We start from the raw sequence: 19,179 nt of genomic DNA on the forward strand, positions 1-19,179 counted from the left end.
GAAAGGCGAGCCTGCTTTATTAAGCGCAGACTCGCCTTTCTTTTTGTTTCTTATAATTTATTTTTCTCTTGTTCTACTTTTTTCTCTAAGTCATCAACTTCGGATTTAACCGTTTCTGACACCTTTGATCCAGATTCTTTTATTTCACTTGTTAAATCATCAGTAAGAGCAGATACATTTTCTTTTGCAATATCAGCTTCAGTTTTTACACTACCTGCAACTTCCTTCACTTTATCTGCAACTTGATTAGATTGTTCAGAAACTGTTTTAGCAATGTTTGAAGACTTCTCTTTTGCAATTGTAGCCCATTCATTTCCTTTATCATAAGCAGTTGATGTGATTTCTGAAGTTTTAGCCTTTGCTATTTGAGCTTGCTCTCCAAGATCATTACGAAGTTCTTTCCCAGATTTCGGTGCCAAGAACAATGCCGTTGTGGCACCTACTATCCCCCCAATTAATGATCCGATTAGAAAATCTTTAGTATTAATGTCTCCCATGTTAATTTCCTCCTTGTGTTTTAATTGGTTCGTTGAGGTGCTGCTTTCTAAGCTTAAACTTTGTATACAAATCAAGGGCAGTTGTCCCCCAATTTACAGCTTTAGCAATATTCTCTGATTGATCAACCGTATGACTAGATACGGTGTTTGAAACCTGTCTAATTGATTGATTAAACTGCGTAACAGATTGACCTAAATCTTTCACAGAGGTGAATAATGTATTCACTGACTCTGTCTTTTGCTGAATATCATCAGCTAGTTGGTTCGTCTTATGAAGTAATTGCTCTGTCTCACTTGTTATACCATTTAATTGTTTCTCTAAATTGGCAACAGTGTTCGCCGTATGTTCCAGCGTACGATTGGCTGATCGCAACGTTCGAACAAGAAAAATTACTAAAACTGCAAATGCCACGGCTGCTATCAGGGCACTTATGTACAAGAGTATTGCCCAATCCATGATGTATCCCTCCTCCATACCTAAGATTTACCCATTGCTATATATCATTAAACATATATGCATAAATCTATATTCGACAGTTTTTTTAAATATCCTTTTATCATACCCTATTTTTATGGACTTATAGAAGAAAATCTTTTATTTAAAATGAAGTTGGGAAAAAAGAAGAACGTATGAAAGTGTAAAGACGAAGGGGAGGAGCGAAGGGCGAAGGGCGAAGGGCGATACCAAGAAACACAGGATCGTAACCAAGAAAGATTGCTAATACACCAAGATCCTAGCTGCGATAGCAAGATAAATTGATTCATAATCAAGAGGAATTCACCTTTTACTAAGATCCGTACCTTTACTCCAAGAAAAAACGCAAGTGAACCAAGAGCCTCGACTCATTAGCAAGAGAATGGTCAACTTAAGCAAGAACCTCCCATATCACACCAAGAGACTTCTCCCAATACCAAGACGCTCCTCTCCATAACTAGATAGAAAGCAATTGTCTGCATTTCATCGGCGTGCCAGTGGAAAGCATCCACGCACCATCCTTGATTCCATTTGCTCATCCTCGATTCCGCTCTCTCATCCTCGATTCCGACCTCTCATCCTCGTTTCCGATCCCTCATCCCCGATTCCTCTCTCTCATCCTCGTTTCTGATCCCTCATCCTCGATTCCTCTCTCTCATCCTTGATTCCGCTCTCTTATCCTCGTTTCCGATCCCTCATCCTCGATTCCTCTCCCTCATCCTCGATTCCTCTCCCTCATCCTTGATTCCGCTCACTCATCCCCGATTCCTCTCTCTCATCCTCGATTCCTCTCCCTCATCCTCGATTCCGCTCCCTCATCCTCGATTCCTCTCTCTCATCCTTGATTCCGCTCTCTCATCCTCGATTCCTCTCTCTCATCCTTGATTCCGCTCTCTTATCCTTGATTCCGCTCACTCACCCTCGATTCCGACCTCTCATCCTCGATTCCGCTTTATTCCTTAAACCAAAAACAACGAACGATCCTCTCCTGAGGACCGTTCGTCGTGTTGATTTGTTACGTATTTATCTGTTACTGCTTCACTAAATTTTCATAGTTCTTTTGGAACTTCTGAATATCTCCGGCTCCCATAAATAAGAGAACACCGTTTGTGTGTTTAGCTAAAACAGATACTTCTTGCTCTGAAAGAACCTCAGAATGAGGAATCAAATCCTGAAGATGACCAATTGTTAGGCTTCCCTTATCTTCTCTAGCTGACCCAAAAATATCACAAAGATAAACAGAGTCTGCTTTTGATAAGGCTTCAGCAAATTCATCTAGGAATGTTTTCGTACGAGTAAAGGTGTGTGGTTGAAAAATGGCAACCACTTCTCGATCGGCATATTTTTTTCTAGCTGCCTCGATTGTAACGGCAATTTCTGTTGGGTGATGGGCGTAGTCATCAATTAAGATTTGAGTTCCAACGTGTTGTTCGCTAAAACGACGTTTCACTCCATCAAAAGTTTGAAGGTGTGCTGCGAGATCTTCAGCAGATACTCCTTCGTAATGACATATCGCAATCACAGCAAGGGCATTTAATACACTGTGATTACCGAATCCAGGTATCGTAAACGTTCCATAAAGGCTGTTGCGCACAAATACATCAAAAGTTGTTCCATGTTCACCACTGATGACGTTATGGGCTTGGAAATCATTATGATCCTTAAAGCCATAATAAACAACTGGTACATTTGCGTGAATACTTTGCAGATATTCATCGTCTCCACAAGCAATAATGGCTTTGTTTACTTGCTTTGCCATTTCTTGAAACGCATTAAATACATCCTGAACATCTTTAAAATAATCAGGGTGATCAAAATCAATGTTTGTCATCACACAATAATCAGGATTGTAATTCAAAAAATGACGGCGATATTCACACGCTTCAAACACAAAGTACTTTGAGTCTTCTTCTCCTTTTCCAGTTCCATCTCCAATTAGATACGAGACTGGATAAACAGAACCGAGTACATGTGAAAGTAATCCAGTAGTAGACGTTTTTCCATGAGAACCTGTAACGGCCACACTTGTAAATTGATTAATAAATCGACCAAGGAAAGAAGGGTATTTTTCTACTTCTATTCCTTTTTGTGCAGCTTCTTGGAGTTCAACATGATCGTCGTTATAAGCAGCTGATACAATAATTTGCTGGTTTTCTTTTATATTCGCTTTGTCAAAAGGTAAAAGTGGAATCCCTTTTTTCTCAAGAGGTTTTTGTGTAAAAAACGTTTTATCTACATCTGATCCTTGTACATTATAGTTCATATCATGCAGTATTTGAGCAAGTGCACTCATACCTGATCCTTTTATTCCAACAAAATGAAAATTGCTCATAGGTAAACCTCCCCGCCAGCTCTCATCTATATTACCCATTAGAAAATAAGAGATAGCGCTCATTCATTTTTTATATTTAGTTCATCTATTCATACTCGTTAGTTTCTATGCCTTACTATATGTGCCATGCTTGTAAAAAGACTCTGACAACCAAAGATCAAATGCCTAAAATAGGCAGTGCCTTTTCCTATGATATAGAATAAGTGATGTTTAGACAAGGGTGTTCTTAGTCAGTGTATCCAAGAACCTTATCAACAGACATCTCATCAATCAGAACCTGCCTCGGTTTGCTACCCATTGCCCCAGTAATCACACCACGGGCTTCCAGCATGTCAATTAATCTTGCTGCACGGTTATAGCCGATCCGAAACCGTCTCTGTAAATTAGACGCAGAGGCATTTCCTTGATTAATAACATGATAACAAGCCTCTTCAAAAAGGTCATCCTCTTGCTCTGACTGTTCAAATGTTTTTTGCAATTGTTCAGTATCAAGTAAAAACTCTGGCTTACGCTGTTTTTTCACATAGGCAATAACATCTTCAATTTCTTCATCTGTAACAAACGTTCCTTGAACACGAACAGGTTTAGGTGATCCATTTTCGTTAAATAACATATCTCCTCGTCCAAGAAGTCGCTCGGCACCATTCATGTCAAGAATTGTTCTGGAATCTGTTTGTGAAGAGACCGAGAATGCGATTCTAGTTGGGATGTTCGCTTTGATTAATCCGGTTATCACATCAACAGAAGGACGTTGAGTGGCGACTAACAAATGAATGCCACATGCTCGTGCTTTTTGGGCAATCCGGCAAATCGAGTCTTCCACCTCTTGTGGAGAAACCATCATTAAGTCAGCAAGCTCATCAATCACCACAAGGATATATGGCATCGCCGGTTTGTCAGGATCCTCTGAATATAGTTCGTTATAACGACTTACATCACGAACACCTTTTTGACTAAATTGTTCATATCGACGTTCCATCTCACCCACAACCCATTTTAACGCGATGGTTGCCTGTTTTGCATCAGTAATAACTGGTGCAACAAGGTGTGGCACATCATTGTACGGTGCAAGCTCTACCATTTTCGGGTCAACCAGTAGAAGCTTTACTTCATCTGGACTTGCTTTATACAGAAGGCTGATTAAGATTGAGTTTATGCACACACTTTTACCAGAACCCGTCGCTCCCGCAACAAGTCCATGAGGCATTTTTCTCAAGTCCGTTACAATCGGCTGTCCCGAAATATCTAAGCCTAAAGCAACAGTCATTGGTGAACTTGGTTGAATGAATACATCTCGTCTTAATATTTCTCTGAGCCACACTGCCTCAGGGTGTAAATTCGGCACTTCAATGCCAATCGTGTTTTTGCCAGGTATCGGTGCCTCAATTCTAATTTCTTTCGCTGATAATGCCATTTTGATATCATCGCTTAAATTAGTGACCTTATTAACCTTTACTCCCCGAGCAGGTTGGATCTCATATCTAGTCACGGATGGCCCCATGGTTGTGTGAACAACCTTTGCGTCTACATGGAAACTTTGTAAGGTTTCCTCAAGTAGAACAGCTTGTTGATCTAACCACTCTGTATCTGTAGCTCGTTTTGCTTCTGGAAAACGTAACAACTGAATACCCGGTTTTTTATAACCAGATTGTATCTTTTTACTTTGTACTGTAGATGTTGCCGCCTTTTTATCCTTTGGCATCATTAAAACATTAAATGGTACAGATGGTTTGTTTTTAGGTTTAGTTTTGATTGCTTCATTCTGTTGCGGTATATCCTGTTGAACATTAACCTCTTCAATGATTTCTTCTTCATAGAAGGGCGGGTCCTCTTCAACTATTGACACATCCTCATTTTGCTCAATCAATTGTTCTTCCGTGTTTTGTATTTCTTCTACTTGCTCTTCTTGCTCAGCTTCGGTCTCCACTGGTTCTTGTTCTGTGAAAACAGATTCAGGAGGATTACTTATTTCTTCGGTTTGTACCTCAGTCTCTACCGTCTCTAATAATTGATCTTCCGTCTCTTGAATCTCATCCACTTGCTCTACTTGCTCAGATTCAGCCTGCACTGATTCTTGTTCTATCAATACAGATTCAGGCGGATTACTTATTTCTTCGGTTTGTACCTCTGTTTCTACCGTCTCTGTTAATTGATCTTTCCTCTCTTGAACCTCTTCCACTTGCTCTTCTTGCTCGGCTTCAGCCTGTACTGATTCTTGTTCTATGAAAACAGGTTCATTCGGGTTACTTATTTCTTCGGTTTGTACCTCAGTCTCTACCGTCTCTGTTAATTGATCTTCCGTCTCTTGAATCTCATCCACTTGCTCTTCTTGCTCAGTTTCAGCCTGCTCTGCTTCATGTTCTATCAATACAAATTCAGCCGAGTTATTGTGTACCTCATTCTCCACTTGTTGAACTGGTTTAGCTTTATTGAGTTCATATGTTTCTGATAGAGCAGTAGCTTCTCCTTTAACATCATGAGTCTCTAATTGCTGTGTCTGCTCGACTTCCTCCACATGTAGGGCAGCCTCTACTGTATCTACAGTATTCTTTTCATTGGTTTCAATAAATTCAGGTACAGGAGGAACAGGACTTGCTTTTCGTAATTTTTGCAGCACATCGTTTTCTAACTTTCTGTTATGCTCCTTCTGTCTATCTCTCGTCCATTCATTCGAGTTCTTTGTCTCGTCTACTGAATTGGATCCACTCTCCTGTTTATGAAGTGTTAACTGGGTACGCTGACTAGGCAGTACTTTTCGGAATCCATGGATAGGAGATGGAATGGCTGTTGGTTTGAAATCTGGATTATTAAATTTAACACGTTCTTTTTTTGTTTCTTCAGTCGTTGTTGATTTAGACAAACGATTCGATTGATTTGGTTTTTCGGGTTGTTTATCCTCATTTGTTTTTTCAGAAGTCACTTCGTCTATCTTACGGTCTTGCATCATTTCTTTGGCTTGTTCTTCAATCTCGTCTGAATACCGGATCCCATTTGACTTTGCATATTGATACGTAATTCTTGGTGCGCTATCAGATGGCTCCTGATATGAAGGATATGTATGGACTGACTTTCGTTTATCTATTTGTTTTGGTTGTTGAACTTGTTTTGATGCCTCTACCTTTGTTTCACCTTGTTTTTCTTCAGATCCAAATAACGTTTGTTGGATCCACTTTTGAAAACGTTGTAGGGGTTCCATGATTTCATTCACCTGCTTTCTAACCACTTGTACATTGGGAACAGAAAAAAGCCGGCAGCAACAAGACCCGCTTCAGTAGTCTTAAAAAACTACGTAGAAGACTATTGCTAAACCAACCTTTTTCATAGGCTGTTTTTTTATCGTGTAAATGCACTGCCTACTTCAACTGAATCATCAAGGACAAGAATTCCCTTTTCTTCTGGTGCATCTGGAAGGTTTAGTTCTTTTGCAGAACAAATCATTCCATTTGACTCCACTCCACGTAAAGATGCCTCTTTAATTAACAATCCACTTGGCATCACAGCGCCAACTAAAGCTACTACTACTTTTTGGCCAGCCTCTACGTTAGGAGCACCGCACACAATTTGAAGTGTTTCACTACCAACATCCACCTGACATATATTTAACTTATCAGCATTTGGGTGCTTTTCTTTTGAGTTGACATAGCCTATAACAAATGAAGGCTTATCAGATTTATCAAAGTTAAATTTCATTTCTTCTTTAGCAAATGCTTTATTTATTAGTTCTTTTACCGAGTCTGTTAGTTCTACTACTCCTGACTCTGTTAGCTCTCCATATGATGAGGCTTCAAACACATTGTACCCAATCGTTTGTTTAGTCGTAACATCATAGATTCTAGCTACATTACCTTTACGCTCATAAGCCTGCTCTGTTACTTCATTATGTGAAAGAGAAATGAGCAATGTGTCGCCTATTCCTTTGAGATTATAAAATAGATTCATTGAGTTGCTCCTTTTATTCTGTTCTGCCTAATAGTATAACATAGGATATTTTTAATTAGATGGGCCTTTAGGTTTTTTTTGCGCCATAATAAATACTGGCTCAAGCTCTCCGTCTTTCATCAAAAAAGGCAGGGCAGTAACCGGTACTCTTCCTTGTCCAAAAAACGTCAACGCCGTTTGTGCCATAACATCATAGCCTGTATCATTTACAAGATCAACAAACATTAATGCATCTTGATGAGGAATCGCTATACCTAGTTCGCCATGCACCTTTTTACCCATACGCTCGATTAATGACTGGTCAAGTATACGACTAGCTTCATATCCATCCTTTGCGTTCATGAAATAAAAGGTATTCCCTGCAACTTCTTGCTGCTTAAACGGCTGTGGCAAAGAGCGCACATTAAATAAAGCCGTTTCTCTTAATGAGTCAGCTGTGAAGCCATTCTCCTCAAGTAACGCATAATCAATTAGTGTATACGACTGACCTAAATCTAAGGCGTAATATACACGGGTTTCTGCCGTGTGTTCATGAAAAACAAGCTTTTTTCCATCTGCTGACTCTTCAGGAAATGAAGCAGCCCGGATAACTGGAAAGATGCTACTTTCATTACCTACAAGCTCCACTTTTTGTCGCATAGACTCAAGCCCTACTCGTACATAGCGAACCGCTTCCTCAACTCCGGTATAATCTTCACGTTCCCACTTCGCAAGCAACGGTCGCAAAGATAAGGTGACACCCTTATTATTACTTGTATCTTCAATACGTAATGTTGCTTCTTTTTGATCGTATTTTATACGCCAATCAGGGCGCTCAAGCTGAGATTCTATTTTTTTTCTAAATTCCTGCATGTTCATATGAATCTTCCTTCCTGAGAAACGAATAGCCGTTCCGTTGTGTTCTTCTAAAGATTCTATCATGCTATTCGTGACATTCCAACGAAACAGCCATTTACAGACGAAAATCACCACAAAACAAAAAAGCTAAGCGCAAAAAATTCATTTGCACTTAGCTTTTGAGGGTACATTATACACTTTTCGCTTCTGCTTCTGATAAGAACTGTTCAATTTCTTCTTGTGTTTTGCGATCCTTACTAACAAAACGACTTACTTCCGCACCATTTGCATAGGCTAAAAAGCTTGGGATTCCAAAAATGCTTAGCTCTCCACAAAGATCAATAAACTGATCGCGATCCACGTAATAAAAATTAAATGTCGGGAAATCTGCTTCAATTCTAGGAAGAATTGGTTCAATCACACGGCAATCAGGGCACCAGTCAGCAGAAAACATAAATACCGCTGTCTCTTTTTCACTAATTTGTTTGAAGTGTTCTAAGTCTTTAACATGTTCCATTTTTTAATCTCCTCAGCTTTCTTTTGATAAAGTGTAGATTTTCATATCTCCATCTCTAATATAACCCATTTTCCTCATTGATTCCGAGAAAAGTAAACTGAGTAAGGCTGGAGCAATAAAATAAAAGAGTAAAACAGCCGTTACGCTAGATGTAGTAAAGCCCATATCTCGAAAAGTCATGATCGGTCCAACTAGGCCGCTTGTGCCCATTCCAGCACCAGCAGGGATATTGGTGATACCAAACATAATGACGCCAATTGGTGCTAATATGGCACCTGCAAGTAGAGGAGGAATAATAATGATCGGTTTTTTCACAACGTTCGGTAGCTGTAACATCGACGTTCCCATTCCAAGTGGAATAAGCCCAGAAAATCCATTATCCCGATAGCCACTAAGAGCAAATCCTACCATTTGTGCAGCACATCCAATAGTCGCCGCTCCAGCAATTGGTCCTTCAAGTTCTAAGACCATGGCAAGTGCTGCGCTTGAAGTTGGTCCAGTGATTACTAATCCCATTAGAATAGCTACTAATATACACATTAGGAATGGCTGTTGCTCACCTGCCCACATCATCGCTTTTCCTAGAGTGGTCATAGTTGTTTGAACGCCAGGTCCTGCAAACATTGCTGTAAGGTATCCACTTACGACAGTAACTAATGGAACTAAAATAATGTCCATCTTTGTTTCCCCACTAATAAGCTTGCCTAGTTCAACAGCAATAACTGAGGCCACAAAACTTCCTGAAACACCTCCAAATTCAGCACCCGCCGCACCGGCTACCACAGCAGATAGCACAACAAGCCTTGGTGCTTTTAATCCAAGTGCAACAGCCGCACCAATAGCTGGACCCATCATTCCCATCGCTAATTCTCCAACACGAATAAAACTCGGAAAACCAAATTGCTCTCCCGCAGTACTAATAATAAGTCCAATAATTAAGGTTGCAAAAAATCCAATTGCCATCTGGCCCATAGCATCTATTAGATATACGCGCCAATGAATATGTACTCCTTTTTTCTTTAAAAAAGCGTTCATCATTCTCCCCCTGTCTATAATCCTATTACATCATAACTCTTGAATATACATCTGACAAGACACTTGTTAATAAACTCACATCTTCTTTGAACTTGGTAACGGAAGATCGTATACTTAAGAGGATAAATCAGAAAAGAAAGGGTGTTTGGTATGGAATTATCAGTCTATCTTGCAGGAGAAATTCATAGTTCTTGGAGGAAAGAATTAAAAGCGCTTGCCTCGGAGTTGCCGGTTACATTTTATAATCCAATGGAAAATCATGAACGCTCGGATTCAATCGGAGAAGAAATACTCGGAGAACAACCTAATGCAATATTAAAAGATGAGGCTGCATCTAGCATTAACAACCTACGAACTCAAATTCTATTGCAAAAATCAGATGTAGTCATTGCTTTATTTGGCGAGTCGTACAAGCAGTGGAATACAGCGATGGATGCAGCAACTGCCATCACTCTCGGAAAACCACTGATCTTAATTCGTCCAGAAAAACTACACCATGCCCTAAAAGAGTTATCAAATAAAGCTCAAGTTGTCGTTGAAACACCTGAACAAGCAGTTGCAGCACTTTCTTATATTTTTGAAAGCTAATTGAATGAAGAATGAGCGCAACTTGTGGAGAATCAAGGTGGCTATTCAACTGCCTGCGGATTCTGTTCACCGCCAGGCCAAGCGAGGCCGCAGTTTCCACTTCCTAAATCAAAACAACGAACGATCCAGATCAGGAACGTTCGTTGTTTTTATTCAATCTTTTGTTATCAAATATTGCCCATAAAGTGCTTTAACAATATGGCTAAACATCTCTTTACGGGTCACCCAGTTTGCTGTAAACGACCCTACAGCTCCTTCTCTTTTACTGGTCCCCTCTTCGTTTGTACGAGCATTCATAATCGTTCCAAGCTCTTGTCCCCTTGAGAGCGCTATGCTGACATCAGACGGCACTGGAATCCTTAGTCCACTTGCTTCCCACACACGGCCTTTTGTATCGACAAGCGCTCCCCAATTACACAACAGCAAGGAACCAGAATCTGTCTCGCTCACTCCACCTTCTAGTCCAAAACCTAAATCTGCACCTGTTTCAGCTAAAGCTGCTTTTGCGCGATTTATGGCACCTTGTCTCGTTTCTTCATCAGAATAAGGCTGACAGCTAACTCCAGATGGCGCTTCAACTGAGACAAATTCAACCGGCTCACTAAGTAATGTATCTTGAACTGCATGAACTTTGGCTGGATTTTTTGTACCAATAGCTATAACTGCTTTAATTGACGAGGTTCCACTCATAAAGTGTGGCCGATTAATGTTTCAAAAGTTGATTTGTCTGAAGTCTTCACTAGTTTAACAAGTAATTCTTTTGCAGCAGCATAATCATCTATATGAATGATTGATCCAGACGTGTGGATGTAACGCGAACAAATACCCACAACCGCTGAAGGCACACCTTCATTTACTAAATGTACTCGACCTGCATCTGTTCCACCTGGTGAGATAAAATATTGATACGGAATATTGTTTGATTCAGCCGTATCTAAAACAAATTCGCGCATGCCTTTATGTGTAATCATTGTACGGTCAAAAATGCGTAGAAGTGCACCTTTACCTAAATGACCAAACGCATCTTTTCCACCTGTTGCATCGTTTGCAGGGCTTGCATCTAGTGCATAAAATAGATCTGGTTTAATCATTTGAGCAGATGTTTGTGCTCCACGAAGACCAACTTCTTCCTGAACCGTTGCACCTGAATATAAAATGTTAGGAATTTCTTGACCATGAAGTTCTTTTAACAATTCAATAGCTAAACCTACACCGTAACGATTATCCCATGCCTTGGCTAGAATTTTTTTAGGATTTGCAAGCGGGGTAAATTCACTTACAGGCACAATTTGTTGACCTGGAGTAATGCCTAGCTTAATCGCTTCCTCTTTGTCGTCTGCACCAATATCAATATACATTTGTTTCAGTGGCATTGGTTTATTACGCTGACTTTCCTCTAATAGGTGAGGAGGAGTGGAACCAATTACACCGATAACCGGTCCATTATCTGTCATAATTTGAACTCGTTGAGCTAATAAAACCTGACTCCACCAACCACCAAGTGTTTGGAATTTGATCAGACCTTTATCATTTATTGACGTTACCATAAAACCTACTTCATCCATGTGCCCTGCAACCATCACTGTTGGGCCGTTTTCGTCTCCACGTTGAACGCCAAAAATACTTCCAAGTCGATCTTGGACAATTTCCTCTGTATACTTTGAAAGCTCCTTACGCACAAAACCGCGCACCTCATGCTCAAATCCTGAAGCCCCTTGCAGTTCAGTTAAAGTCTTAAATAAAGCTAATGTTTCTTGATTCATTTACTGTTCCTCACTTTCTTCAATTCACTGTAATGACTATGTATAAGTTATCCATACTCTTAGTGTAGCGAATCTTATTTCAAAATGCTACTTTTCTTATATACCTGACTTTAACCTAGTGAGTGTGATAAGGTATCAATAGACAGGCTTTGCACTGTTTTTTAACTACTGGTATGATGAAAGATATTCAATTGTACTTACCTATAAGACATACATGGATTTATTTATGAGAGGAATGAATGAAGCATGAAAAAGCTATCCTTTGGTCTCGGTATTGGATTTTTACTCGGCTACTTTCTCCGTCCTACTATCTCAAAAGAACGGATTTCACCTGAGAAAGCACTAAAAAAAGCAAAAACAACAGCTGCCACACAACATACGATAAGCGGCTCATGGATACATATGAATCCAGAAAGCGTCGAGCGGTATGGTCTTCAATATGAAGTGTATCGTGGAGGAATTTCTACCTCTACACCAGATGGTACGATTCAATATGAATTTATTGTCGAAACCAAAAATGGAACATTGTTAGAACTGACACAATCTTAATAAAAAGAAATCCGAGAAAGTTCTCACTTTCTCGGATTTCTTTTTATTTTCTATATTTTGCTTCACATCGATAAATACGCATTTGTTTTTGTGAAAACTTCTCTTCATACTCGGTCATGACATTTCCTTCGATGTCACTCTCGTGAAGATTTAAGCTGACATTATTTAAAATCAGCCCGTAAAGCGAAAAACTATGCAGGGAATATTCGAATAGTCTTTGATTATCTGTTTTAAAATGAATCTCACCTTCTTTTACAAGTAGGCTTTCATACAGTGATAAAAACGATTTATAGGTCAAGCGTCTCTTTTCGTGACGTGACTTTGGCCAAGGATCTGTAAAATTAATATAAAATTGATCTACTTCTCCAGGTGCAAAGTAATCCGCTAAATCAGCAACGTCCTCACTTAAAAGCTTTACATTCTCAAGTCCTGCTTCTTCTACTCGTTCCATTGCTGTGTATAAAACACTTTGATACTTTTCTACTCCAACATACAAGACATCGGGGTGCAGAGTTCCCATACCAGTTAAAAATTTCCCTTTTCCAGTACCTACTTCAACATGTAGTTTATCGTATTCACCAAAATAGCTTTTCCACTTTCCAGCCATTTCTTTAGGGTTTTGAATGACAATATGGTCACGTTTCTTTAATTCATCTGTCGCCCATGGTTTATGACGCAATCTCATTTCAAATATCCTCCTAGTTAACTTTTATCGTATATTCTATTACTTATTGGCTAACATTAACAGCAAACATTCATGTAAAGGAGTCTTAAAAATGACCCTCTCTAATTCGCATAAATTACAATTATTATGTGACCTACTTCAGAATCAATCCGATGAACAGTATATGACCGATGGGGAGGCGCACCAAATTGATCGGCTGCTTCAAACACTCTCAAGAGATACGAACTTGAGTCCATCGCTATTACAAACACTGCAACACATTCAAGAAAACCACCAATTAGATAATCGTCCTTTTTCAAACGATGTTTCAGAATGGGTCATTTCACTCTCGTCTGATTATACGACAGAATAACTGATCATTTCTCAGGAAATAACAATCATAACAAAAGCTCATCCAGACAGTTGGATGAGCTTCTCTTCTTTAAAGAAGAGTAACCAAATAGTCTTGAAACTTATTGGCTTCTTCTGGCTGACCTCTTTCATAATGCCAGGTAATAAGAGTAATCGTTTGAGCCACAACATACCAATGCATGCGGTCCCGAAGTGATTGATTAAGCTCAACTCCATAGTTATGTAACCATTTCTCCCAATCCTGCTCTGCAATATATGAGTACAGCAACAATCCAATATCAAGGGCAGGATCGGCAACCATTGCTCCATCCCAATCAATTAAATACAAATTATTCGTTTCATCATCAACCATCCAATTATTATGGTTAATATCACAATGGCATACCACACTAGGAAAGTTAACGACCTTTTCAATTTCACTACTAAGGTACGTCATTCCTTTTTGGATGATATCTATGCCCATTCCCATTAGCTCCGTTTGGATACGTAAATTCTCCAACATCACCTCGGGCACAAGCGGTTCGTTCCCAATCCGTTTAAACATATCAAGTAGTTCACTTGATCCGTGAATGGTAGAGAGAAGATCTGCCACTTGGCTATCTTTCATTTGATTGGCCTTAAGTTCTTGACCCTCAACCCATCTTTGAGCCGTAATGACATCGCCATTCTCTAAACGCCTTGTCCACAACAACTTAGGTACGATACCTTCAGCTGAAAGGACCGCAAGAAAAGGTGATGAATTGCGTTTCAAAAAGAGCTGTTGTTCACCACGCCGGGCTACATATGCTTCACCTGTTGCACCTCCGGTTGGTTGAACTTCCAAGCCATCTCCTAAAAACATTTCCAACCCATTCACCTTCAATTTCCTCTACTTTTCATATATATCGGTCTCATTCTTATAATTATATCGCATTTATGCAAATGAACCAAGAACGTTTCTAGAAACTCAACTAAAAATAAGCAGAGCTTCTCTGTTGTCTAGCTCCACATATACTGCATTCATTGCATACAAACCATCGTCGAGAGTGGAGACACAATCAGTTCTTCTCCACGCAGTGAATACAATGGTACCAAAGAAGCAGCTTTACCGTCAACGCAAACTTGCCATATCCCTGAAACTTTACAATTTAGCAGTCTTTTTTCACTCGTTCCGTTATGAACAACGATAATTTTTTGTGAATAGGCGTTATTTTTGCACTTACTTGTTAATTGATACATCAAAAAATCTGAATCACAAATAAACCACTTTATCTTTTTGCTAATATCTGCAAATGTAGCCATTGAAAAAACCGGATAGGCCTGCCTCAATTTAATCAAACCGGTAACAAATCGGTTATAGTGATCGTACGTTGTTCGCCTGTTCCAGTTCAGTTGATTCACCCAATCAGGATCGGAATAGCTATTTTCTTGACCATATTTTGTTCTACACCACTCTTGACCTGCATGAATAAAAGGTATTCCTTGTGAAAGTAAAATCATACTAGTTGCTAATGCATGTCGGCTCTCTAGGACTTCGTTTTTTTCAGTAGGATGAAGTTGTACTAAACGATCCCACAGCGTTTGGTTATCATGAACCTCAACATAATGAATCGCTTGAGTTGGTAAAACAAATTGAGATGGACCTCCGCTGATGGCATCTCTTAGCGCCAACGGATTACTTTTCGTTTGACCAAAACCACCAGAATGAGTAGAGAAGATACTGCCTTTTAGCAAATCACGAAATTGATCATCAAAAAACGCAACAGTAGGTAGCTGCGTCGCTTGATCTAACGTGGCTAAACGATCCTGTGGGTAGGCTGTGTGTAATCTCCATCCTTCGCCTAGTAACAAAAAGTCGTTTTTAAATTTCACTACTGTTTCGGAAATTTGTTTCATTGTTTCTAGATCAATAATGCCCATTAAATCAAACCTAAGGCCATCTAGATCAAACTCTGTCATTAGGTACGTGACTGAATCAATGATTAATTTTCGAGCCATACTTCTTTCCGTAGCCATATCATTTCCTACACCAGTGCCATTACTAATCTTGCCATTCGAGGCATACCTGAAATAATAACCTGGGACTAAAAGCTCCAGTGCAGACTTCTCCCAAATAAACACATGATTATAGATGACATCCAAAATCACGCGAATCCCTTTTTTATGAAAGGCATCAACTGTCTCACGCAATTCTTGTACTCGAGAGTACCCACTATAGGGGTTTTCTGAATAACTACCTTCTAGAGAGAAGAAATGATTTGTATCATATCCCCAATTATAGGTTGCTTGCTGATTGCTCTCATCAACTGTTGAAAATTCCTGAACAGGCATTAGCTGAACGTGAGTAATGCCCAAGCTTTGAAATATAATCAAGCCCTGAGCTTAATCCTTCGTCATTCGTTGTTCCCGTCTCCACTAATCCTAAAAACTTGCCTTTCTTCTTCACCCCACTAGAAGGCGCACTTGTAAAATCACGAATATGCATTTCATAAATGATTGTTTTTTCCTTGGCTAGGCTTCTTAAGGCCACTTTCTCATTTTTATTTTGGTCTAGTTTGCCTATCATAGCTTTGAGACCATTAATTGATAAAAATGTTGCATAAGGATCAACAATACACGCGCATTCCATGCCTGGATTATAAACCTCATAATGATACCAATAGCCTTTCCAGTCTCCATTTAGCTGAATTCTCCATACACCACAACTGTCTCGTATTAATGGAAATCTGCGGCCTACTTCATCATGCCAGTTTTTATAGATAATCACATGAACGTGAATAGCTGTTGGAGTCCATACAGCAAAACTACTTTTACTACTTGTATATTGAACACCTAGGTCAGATCCTTTATAGGTAAATGTCGAATCAAATTCTTTTGTACGTACTACATCTTTGATTTTTATCGGGCTCAGCTGACCTGGTATTCCCGCTAGGCAAAGGAAGCCAAATAGGTATGGCTCAAACAAAAAAAGGGTGACACGTTTATCTGTCTGTTCGATAATTCTTGTTGGTAATACCGTACCATCCACGATAATATGCACTTTTTTTAATTCTAAGCTAGTCAGCTGTCTTGTACTTGTTAGGGTAACGATTTGCATGCTTACCAAGGCTGCCTCTATAAAAAGAGAATTGACAGTTTGGTGCTTCGTTTGCTTCAATAAGAAAAGCTCCTTCCCTTATAAGTCGCAACTTTGATTGATTTTACATATTAATAAAGCTTAGAGGAATGGTAAGTACCATCTTGAAGAGTTGTGTTCAAAATGGTTTACTGTAGCAAGCCTATGTAAATAGAGAACCTATCATGCGCTTATTTTTTGTAAGGCGCTATTCATTTAGTAGTGGAGGGAACATCATGATACAATCTTTACCTAAAAATAGAGGGCGGCTTTTAGTGTCTTGCAAAGACCAAGCCTGGTATTGTCGCTTCAATTTCAAGCTTCTTACAAAAACAAGGAGCCAACATTGTGCAATCGGATCAATATACGACCGATCCAGAAGGCGGAATGTTTTTTATGAGAATTGAATTTGATTGGTCTGCACAAGAAGATCACTTTGCCGAAATCAAAGAACAATTTAAGGAGATCGCCTCAACATTTGATTTTGATTGGCGGATGGAAAAAGCGACTCGAAAGAAAAAAATGGTCATTTTTGTCTCTAAGGAAAACCATTGTTTATTGGAATTACTTTGGAAATGGAAGGCCAATGAACTGCATGTAGATATTCCACTAGTGATTAGTAACCACCCAGATCAAAAAGAAGAAGTGGAATCGTATGGGATTCCATTTGTCCATATTCCAGTTGAAAAAGGAAAGAAACAGGAAGCCGAGAAAAAAGCAATTCAATTGGTTAAAGAGCACAATGCTGACTTCATTGTTTTAGCTCGATATATGCAAATTCTCTCACCTACTTTCGTACAGACTTTCCCCAAAAAAATCATCAATATCCACCACTCCTTTCTTCCTGCATTTATTGGGGCGAACCCTTATGCAAAAGCATTTGAACGTGGTGTAAAACTAATTGGTGCAACAGCCCATTATGTCACAGATGATTTAGATGAAGGACCAATTATTGAACAGGATATTATGCGAGTGAATCACCGTTATTCGAGCGCTGAGCTAAAAGTAGCTGGTCGTAATGTAGAAAGAATTGCTCTTGCTCGTGCGGTTATTTGGCATCATGAAGACCGAGTCATCATCCACGGAAACAAAACCGTTGTTTTTTCATAATGAACAAAAAAACTGATTCCTAATTGGAATCAGTTTTTTATTATATGAGCTTTTGAAGTTCTTCGTTAATATATTGAACTTCGAGATTAGACATCTCAGGCAAAATATGAATTAATTGTGCTCCTTCATGCTGATGCAAAGGAAGAGCCTCTTCCCCATAACGCTTCAACCAAAGACTTAATGCATCCTGTAACCCTTTTTTGGCTTCTTTAACTGTATCACCAAAACTAACGCAACCATCGATACCTTCTAGTTCAATCATGTATTCTTTGTTTCCAAACCAGTTTGGAACTTGGCGCAGATACCAGGTAAAGTCCTCAGGACGTACTTGATAATAATGAAGATCGCTCCCCGTCCTCATTGCAACCTACTCTCCTCTCAACTTTGCGTGGACAGTCACTATCTCTCTCACGAACATTTCTTAATCAGTTCTCTATTATACGGCTACTTGCCTACGCTTTCAATGCTAACAATATAAAAAACATTAAATTTCAGGGACTTCTACTTGATGTAACTCTTTAGGCTCACAATAATTAAGTAATATTTCAGCTGCTCTCACCTGCTGATATTTAAGTGGAGCAGTTGAGTGGGCGAGCTTCGTTTTCCAAGATTGAAACGTTCGTTTATCAATACAGTCAAATTTCATTCCAACTGTACGATGATCAATAATCGAGTCAGGAGCAATAACAAGTGTACGTATCGGCATATCAATCTCATGTTGATCTAGGACTTGCCTAATGACCCGGTCCATCCGCTCCAAAGCAGGCAAAGGGCTTAATCGCTTCCGACGTTCCTTATTCACATATTCAACCCAATATCGATCTGAGCTTGCTTCAAACACACTTAACGGTTCTCCCTTAAGTAGTGATATACAAATGACTTCAGTAGGACAAATTAATAAGATATCGAGCTCTATCTCTGCTTTTTTTACATACATAATTGGTTTATAGAATAAAAAGCAATTATCTGGAAGGTCTAAACCCAAGAATTTCAACCATGGATCTTGTGTCCATTCTGATCCTTCCACTTTGTCTCCAAATTCATCTAATTTTAAGCCAAGCCCAACGTAGTTGCATCTCAAACATTTCATCTTTAAATTGTTGCTTTATTTTCAGGAATGCTTCATGCTCCCTTTGTTTCTCATCTGTTGAATCTGGTTGTACACTTGTCCATTTGCGCACCTGACTCATGGCTTTTGACCAAACACCAGATAATGGTGATGTTTCTGACAAATCTTCATACTCAAGGCGAATATTTTCAGCAAATTCTCGTTTCCATGCCTCGTGTAAATAATGCCAACGCTCTTTTTTTAATCTGGTAAATTGACTTGGATACCGTTGCAAGTCGGTTTGATAACGGGATCTATATTCCGAGATACGAATAATATGAGCCACAGCTCTGCCTCCT

General features: G+C 39.3%; 20 protein-coding genes and 1 pseudogene. 4 read left to right on the forward strand and 17 right to left on the reverse strand.

Translation table 11 applies throughout. The features are described from left to right. Positions 1-50: 50 nt before the first annotated feature. From NDM98_RS07355 to NDM98_RS07390, 8 genes are all read right to left on the reverse strand, one after another. Positions 51-497: a YtxH domain-containing protein gene (locus NDM98_RS07355; RefSeq protein WP_251605847.1), complete on the reverse strand. Its 447-nt coding sequence runs from the start codon at positions 495-497 to the stop codon at positions 51-53. Between the two features lies 1 nt (position 498). Further along, positions 499-954 (reverse strand): DUF948 domain-containing protein, encoded by a 456-nt coding sequence (locus NDM98_RS07360; protein ID WP_251605848.1) that lies wholly within the window; start codon positions 952-954, stop codon positions 499-501. Positions 955-2,002: 1,048 nt separating this feature from the next. Further along, positions 2,003-3,304 (reverse strand): UDP-N-acetylmuramate--L-alanine ligase, encoded by a 1,302-nt coding sequence (murC, locus tag NDM98_RS07365; RefSeq protein WP_251605849.1) that lies wholly within the window; start codon positions 3,302-3,304, stop codon positions 2,003-2,005. 226 nt (positions 3,305-3,530) lie between these two features. Continuing rightward, positions 3,531-6,500 (reverse strand): DNA translocase FtsK, encoded by a 2,970-nt coding sequence (locus NDM98_RS07370; protein WP_251605850.1) that lies wholly within the window; start codon positions 6,498-6,500, stop codon positions 3,531-3,533. Between the two features lie 137 nt (positions 6,501-6,637). Next, on the reverse strand, positions 6,638-7,243 hold the full coding sequence (gene ytpR / locus NDM98_RS07375) for a YtpR family tRNA-binding protein (protein WP_251605853.1): 606 nt from the start codon (positions 7,241-7,243) through the stop codon (positions 6,638-6,640). Between the two features lie 51 nt (positions 7,244-7,294). Then, entirely contained in the window at positions 7,295-8,164 is an 870-nt protein-coding gene (locus NDM98_RS07380) for a DUF1444 domain-containing protein (RefSeq protein WP_307728717.1), read from the reverse strand. A 106-nt stretch (positions 8,165-8,270) separates the two neighbouring features. Beyond that, the gene (locus NDM98_RS07385; protein WP_251605856.1) at positions 8,271-8,597 is read right to left on the reverse strand and encodes a thioredoxin family protein; all 327 of its coding nucleotides are present in this window, start codon (positions 8,595-8,597) and stop codon (positions 8,271-8,273) included. Positions 8,598-8,609: 12 nt separating this feature from the next. Next, positions 8,610-9,632, reverse strand: coding sequence for a PTS sugar transporter subunit IIC (locus tag NDM98_RS07390; RefSeq protein WP_251609016.1), 1,023 nt, complete (start codon positions 9,630-9,632; stop codon positions 8,610-8,612). Positions 9,633-9,782: 150 nt separating this feature from the next. Between NDM98_RS07390 and NDM98_RS07395 the strand changes: the two genes are divergently transcribed. Next, on the forward strand, positions 9,783-10,220 hold the full coding sequence (locus NDM98_RS07395) for a YtoQ family protein (RefSeq protein ID WP_251605858.1): 438 nt from the start codon (positions 9,783-9,785) through the stop codon (positions 10,218-10,220). 153 nt (positions 10,221-10,373) lie between these two features. On the opposite strand, the gene NDM98_RS07400 is transcribed toward NDM98_RS07395, so the two are convergent. Next, positions 10,374-10,910 carry a DUF84 family protein gene (locus NDM98_RS07400; RefSeq protein WP_251605861.1) on the reverse strand — a complete coding sequence of 179 codons (537 nt, stop codon included), beginning with the start codon at positions 10,908-10,910 and terminating at the stop codon, positions 10,374-10,376. Then, the gene (locus NDM98_RS07405; protein WP_251605864.1) at positions 10,907-11,983 is read right to left on the reverse strand and encodes a M42 family metallopeptidase; all 1,077 of its coding nucleotides are present in this window, start codon (positions 11,981-11,983) and stop codon (positions 10,907-10,909) included. Before NDM98_RS07405 ends, NDM98_RS07400 begins: the two co-directional genes overlap by 4 nt. 246 nt (positions 11,984-12,229) lie before the next feature. Between NDM98_RS07405 and NDM98_RS07410 the strand changes: the two genes are divergently transcribed. Then, on the forward strand, positions 12,230-12,532 hold the full coding sequence (locus NDM98_RS07410; protein WP_251605869.1) for a PepSY domain-containing protein: 303 nt from the start codon (positions 12,230-12,232) through the stop codon (positions 12,530-12,532). Between the two features lie 43 nt (positions 12,533-12,575). On the opposite strand, the gene trmB is transcribed toward NDM98_RS07410, so the two are convergent. Continuing rightward, the gene (trmB, locus tag NDM98_RS07415; protein WP_251605874.1) at positions 12,576-13,217 is read right to left on the reverse strand and encodes a tRNA (guanosine(46)-N7)-methyltransferase TrmB; all 642 of its coding nucleotides are present in this window, start codon (positions 13,215-13,217) and stop codon (positions 12,576-12,578) included. Between the two features lie 91 nt (positions 13,218-13,308). Between trmB and NDM98_RS07420 the strand changes: the two genes are divergently transcribed. Continuing rightward, positions 13,309-13,569: a YtzH-like family protein gene (locus NDM98_RS07420; protein WP_251605876.1), complete on the forward strand. Its 261-nt coding sequence runs from the start codon at positions 13,309-13,311 to the stop codon at positions 13,567-13,569. A 69-nt stretch (positions 13,570-13,638) separates the two neighbouring features. Here NDM98_RS07420 and NDM98_RS07425 read toward each other — a convergent pair whose 3' ends face one another. The 3 genes from NDM98_RS07425 to NDM98_RS07435 form a co-directional block, all read right to left on the reverse strand. Then, positions 13,639-14,415 carry a phosphotransferase gene (locus tag NDM98_RS07425; protein ID WP_373370396.1) on the reverse strand — a complete coding sequence of 259 codons (777 nt, stop codon included), beginning with the start codon at positions 14,413-14,415 and terminating at the stop codon, positions 13,639-13,641. A 152-nt stretch (positions 14,416-14,567) separates the two neighbouring features. After that, complete coding sequence (gene pulA, locus NDM98_RS07430) at positions 14,568-15,920, reverse strand: type I pullulanase (protein ID WP_251605879.1); 1,353 nt, start codon at positions 15,918-15,920, stop codon at positions 14,568-14,570. Next, on the reverse strand, positions 15,850-16,704 hold the full coding sequence (locus tag NDM98_RS07435; RefSeq protein WP_251605882.1) for a hypothetical protein: 855 nt from the start codon (positions 16,702-16,704) through the stop codon (positions 15,850-15,852). The genes pulA and NDM98_RS07435 overlap by 71 nt, the downstream gene beginning before the upstream one ends. Before the next feature lie 194 nt (positions 16,705-16,898). Here NDM98_RS07435 and purU point away from each other — a divergent pair. Beyond that, a pseudogene (gene purU, locus NDM98_RS07440) lies at positions 16,899-17,772 on the forward strand (formyltetrahydrofolate deformylase). A 40-nt stretch (positions 17,773-17,812) separates the two neighbouring features. Here purU and NDM98_RS07445 read toward each other — a convergent pair. The 3 genes from NDM98_RS07445 to NDM98_RS07455 form a co-directional block, all read right to left on the reverse strand. Then, positions 17,813-18,133 (reverse strand): type II toxin-antitoxin system HicB family antitoxin, encoded by a 321-nt coding sequence (locus tag NDM98_RS07445; protein ID WP_251605885.1) that lies wholly within the window; start codon positions 18,131-18,133, stop codon positions 17,813-17,815. A 123-nt stretch (positions 18,134-18,256) separates the two neighbouring features. After that, positions 18,257-18,853: a nuclease-related domain-containing protein gene (locus NDM98_RS07450; protein ID WP_251605888.1), complete on the reverse strand. Its 597-nt coding sequence runs from the start codon at positions 18,851-18,853 to the stop codon at positions 18,257-18,259. Then, positions 18,813-19,166, reverse strand: coding sequence for a hypothetical protein (locus tag NDM98_RS07455; protein ID WP_251605891.1), 354 nt, complete (start codon positions 19,164-19,166; stop codon positions 18,813-18,815). Before NDM98_RS07455 ends, NDM98_RS07450 begins: the two co-directional genes overlap by 41 nt. Positions 19,167-19,179 lie beyond the last annotated feature (13 nt).

Origin of the sequence: Alkalicoccobacillus plakortidis, assembly GCF_023703085.1 — a bacterium.
GTDB classification, from domain to species: domain Bacteria; phylum Bacillota; class Bacilli; order Bacillales; family Bacillaceae_D; genus Alkalicoccobacillus; species Alkalicoccobacillus plakortidis.

Bases quoted from the DNA above. Each gene is read 5' to 3' on its own strand.
- NDM98_RS07355 (WP_251605847.1), bottom strand. From the start codon at position 497: ATGGGAGACATTAATACTAAAGATTTTCTAATCGGATCATTAATTGGG.
- NDM98_RS07360 (WP_251605848.1), bottom strand. From the start codon at position 954: ATGGATTGGGCAATACTCTTGTACATAAGTGCCCTGATAGCAGCCGTG.
- murC (WP_251605849.1), bottom strand. From the start codon at position 3,304: ATGAGCAATTTTCATTTTGTTGGAATAAAAGGATCAGGTATGAGTGCA.
- NDM98_RS07370 (WP_251605850.1), bottom strand. From the start codon at position 6,500: ATGGAACCCCTACAACGTTTTCAAAAGTGGATCCAACAAACGTTATTT.
- ytpR (WP_251605853.1), bottom strand. From the start codon at position 7,243: ATGAATCTATTTTATAATCTCAAAGGAATAGGCGACACATTGCTCATT.
- NDM98_RS07380 (WP_307728717.1), bottom strand. From the start codon at position 8,164: ATGATAGAATCTTTAGAAGAACACAACGGAACGGCTATTCGTTTCTCA.
- NDM98_RS07385 (WP_251605856.1), bottom strand. From the start codon at position 8,597: ATGGAACATGTTAAAGACTTAGAACACTTCAAACAAATTAGTGAAAAA.
- NDM98_RS07390 (WP_251609016.1), bottom strand. From the start codon at position 9,632: ATGAACGCTTTTTTAAAGAAAAAAGGAGTACATATTCATTGGCGCGTA.
- NDM98_RS07395 (WP_251605858.1), top strand. From the start codon at position 9,783: ATGGAATTATCAGTCTATCTTGCAGGAGAAATTCATAGTTCTTGGAGG.
- NDM98_RS07400 (WP_251605861.1), bottom strand. From the start codon at position 10,910: ATGAGTGGAACCTCGTCAATTAAAGCAGTTATAGCTATTGGTACAAAA.
- NDM98_RS07405 (WP_251605864.1), bottom strand. From the start codon at position 11,983: ATGAATCAAGAAACATTAGCTTTATTTAAGACTTTAACTGAACTGCAA.
- NDM98_RS07410 (WP_251605869.1), top strand. From the start codon at position 12,230: ATGAAAAAGCTATCCTTTGGTCTCGGTATTGGATTTTTACTCGGCTAC.
- trmB (WP_251605874.1), bottom strand. From the start codon at position 13,217: ATGAGATTGCGTCATAAACCATGGGCGACAGATGAATTAAAGAAACGT.
- NDM98_RS07420 (WP_251605876.1), top strand. From the start codon at position 13,309: ATGACCCTCTCTAATTCGCATAAATTACAATTATTATGTGACCTACTT.
- NDM98_RS07445 (WP_251605885.1), bottom strand. From the start codon at position 18,133: ATGAGGACGGGGAGCGATCTTCATTATTATCAAGTACGTCCTGAGGAC.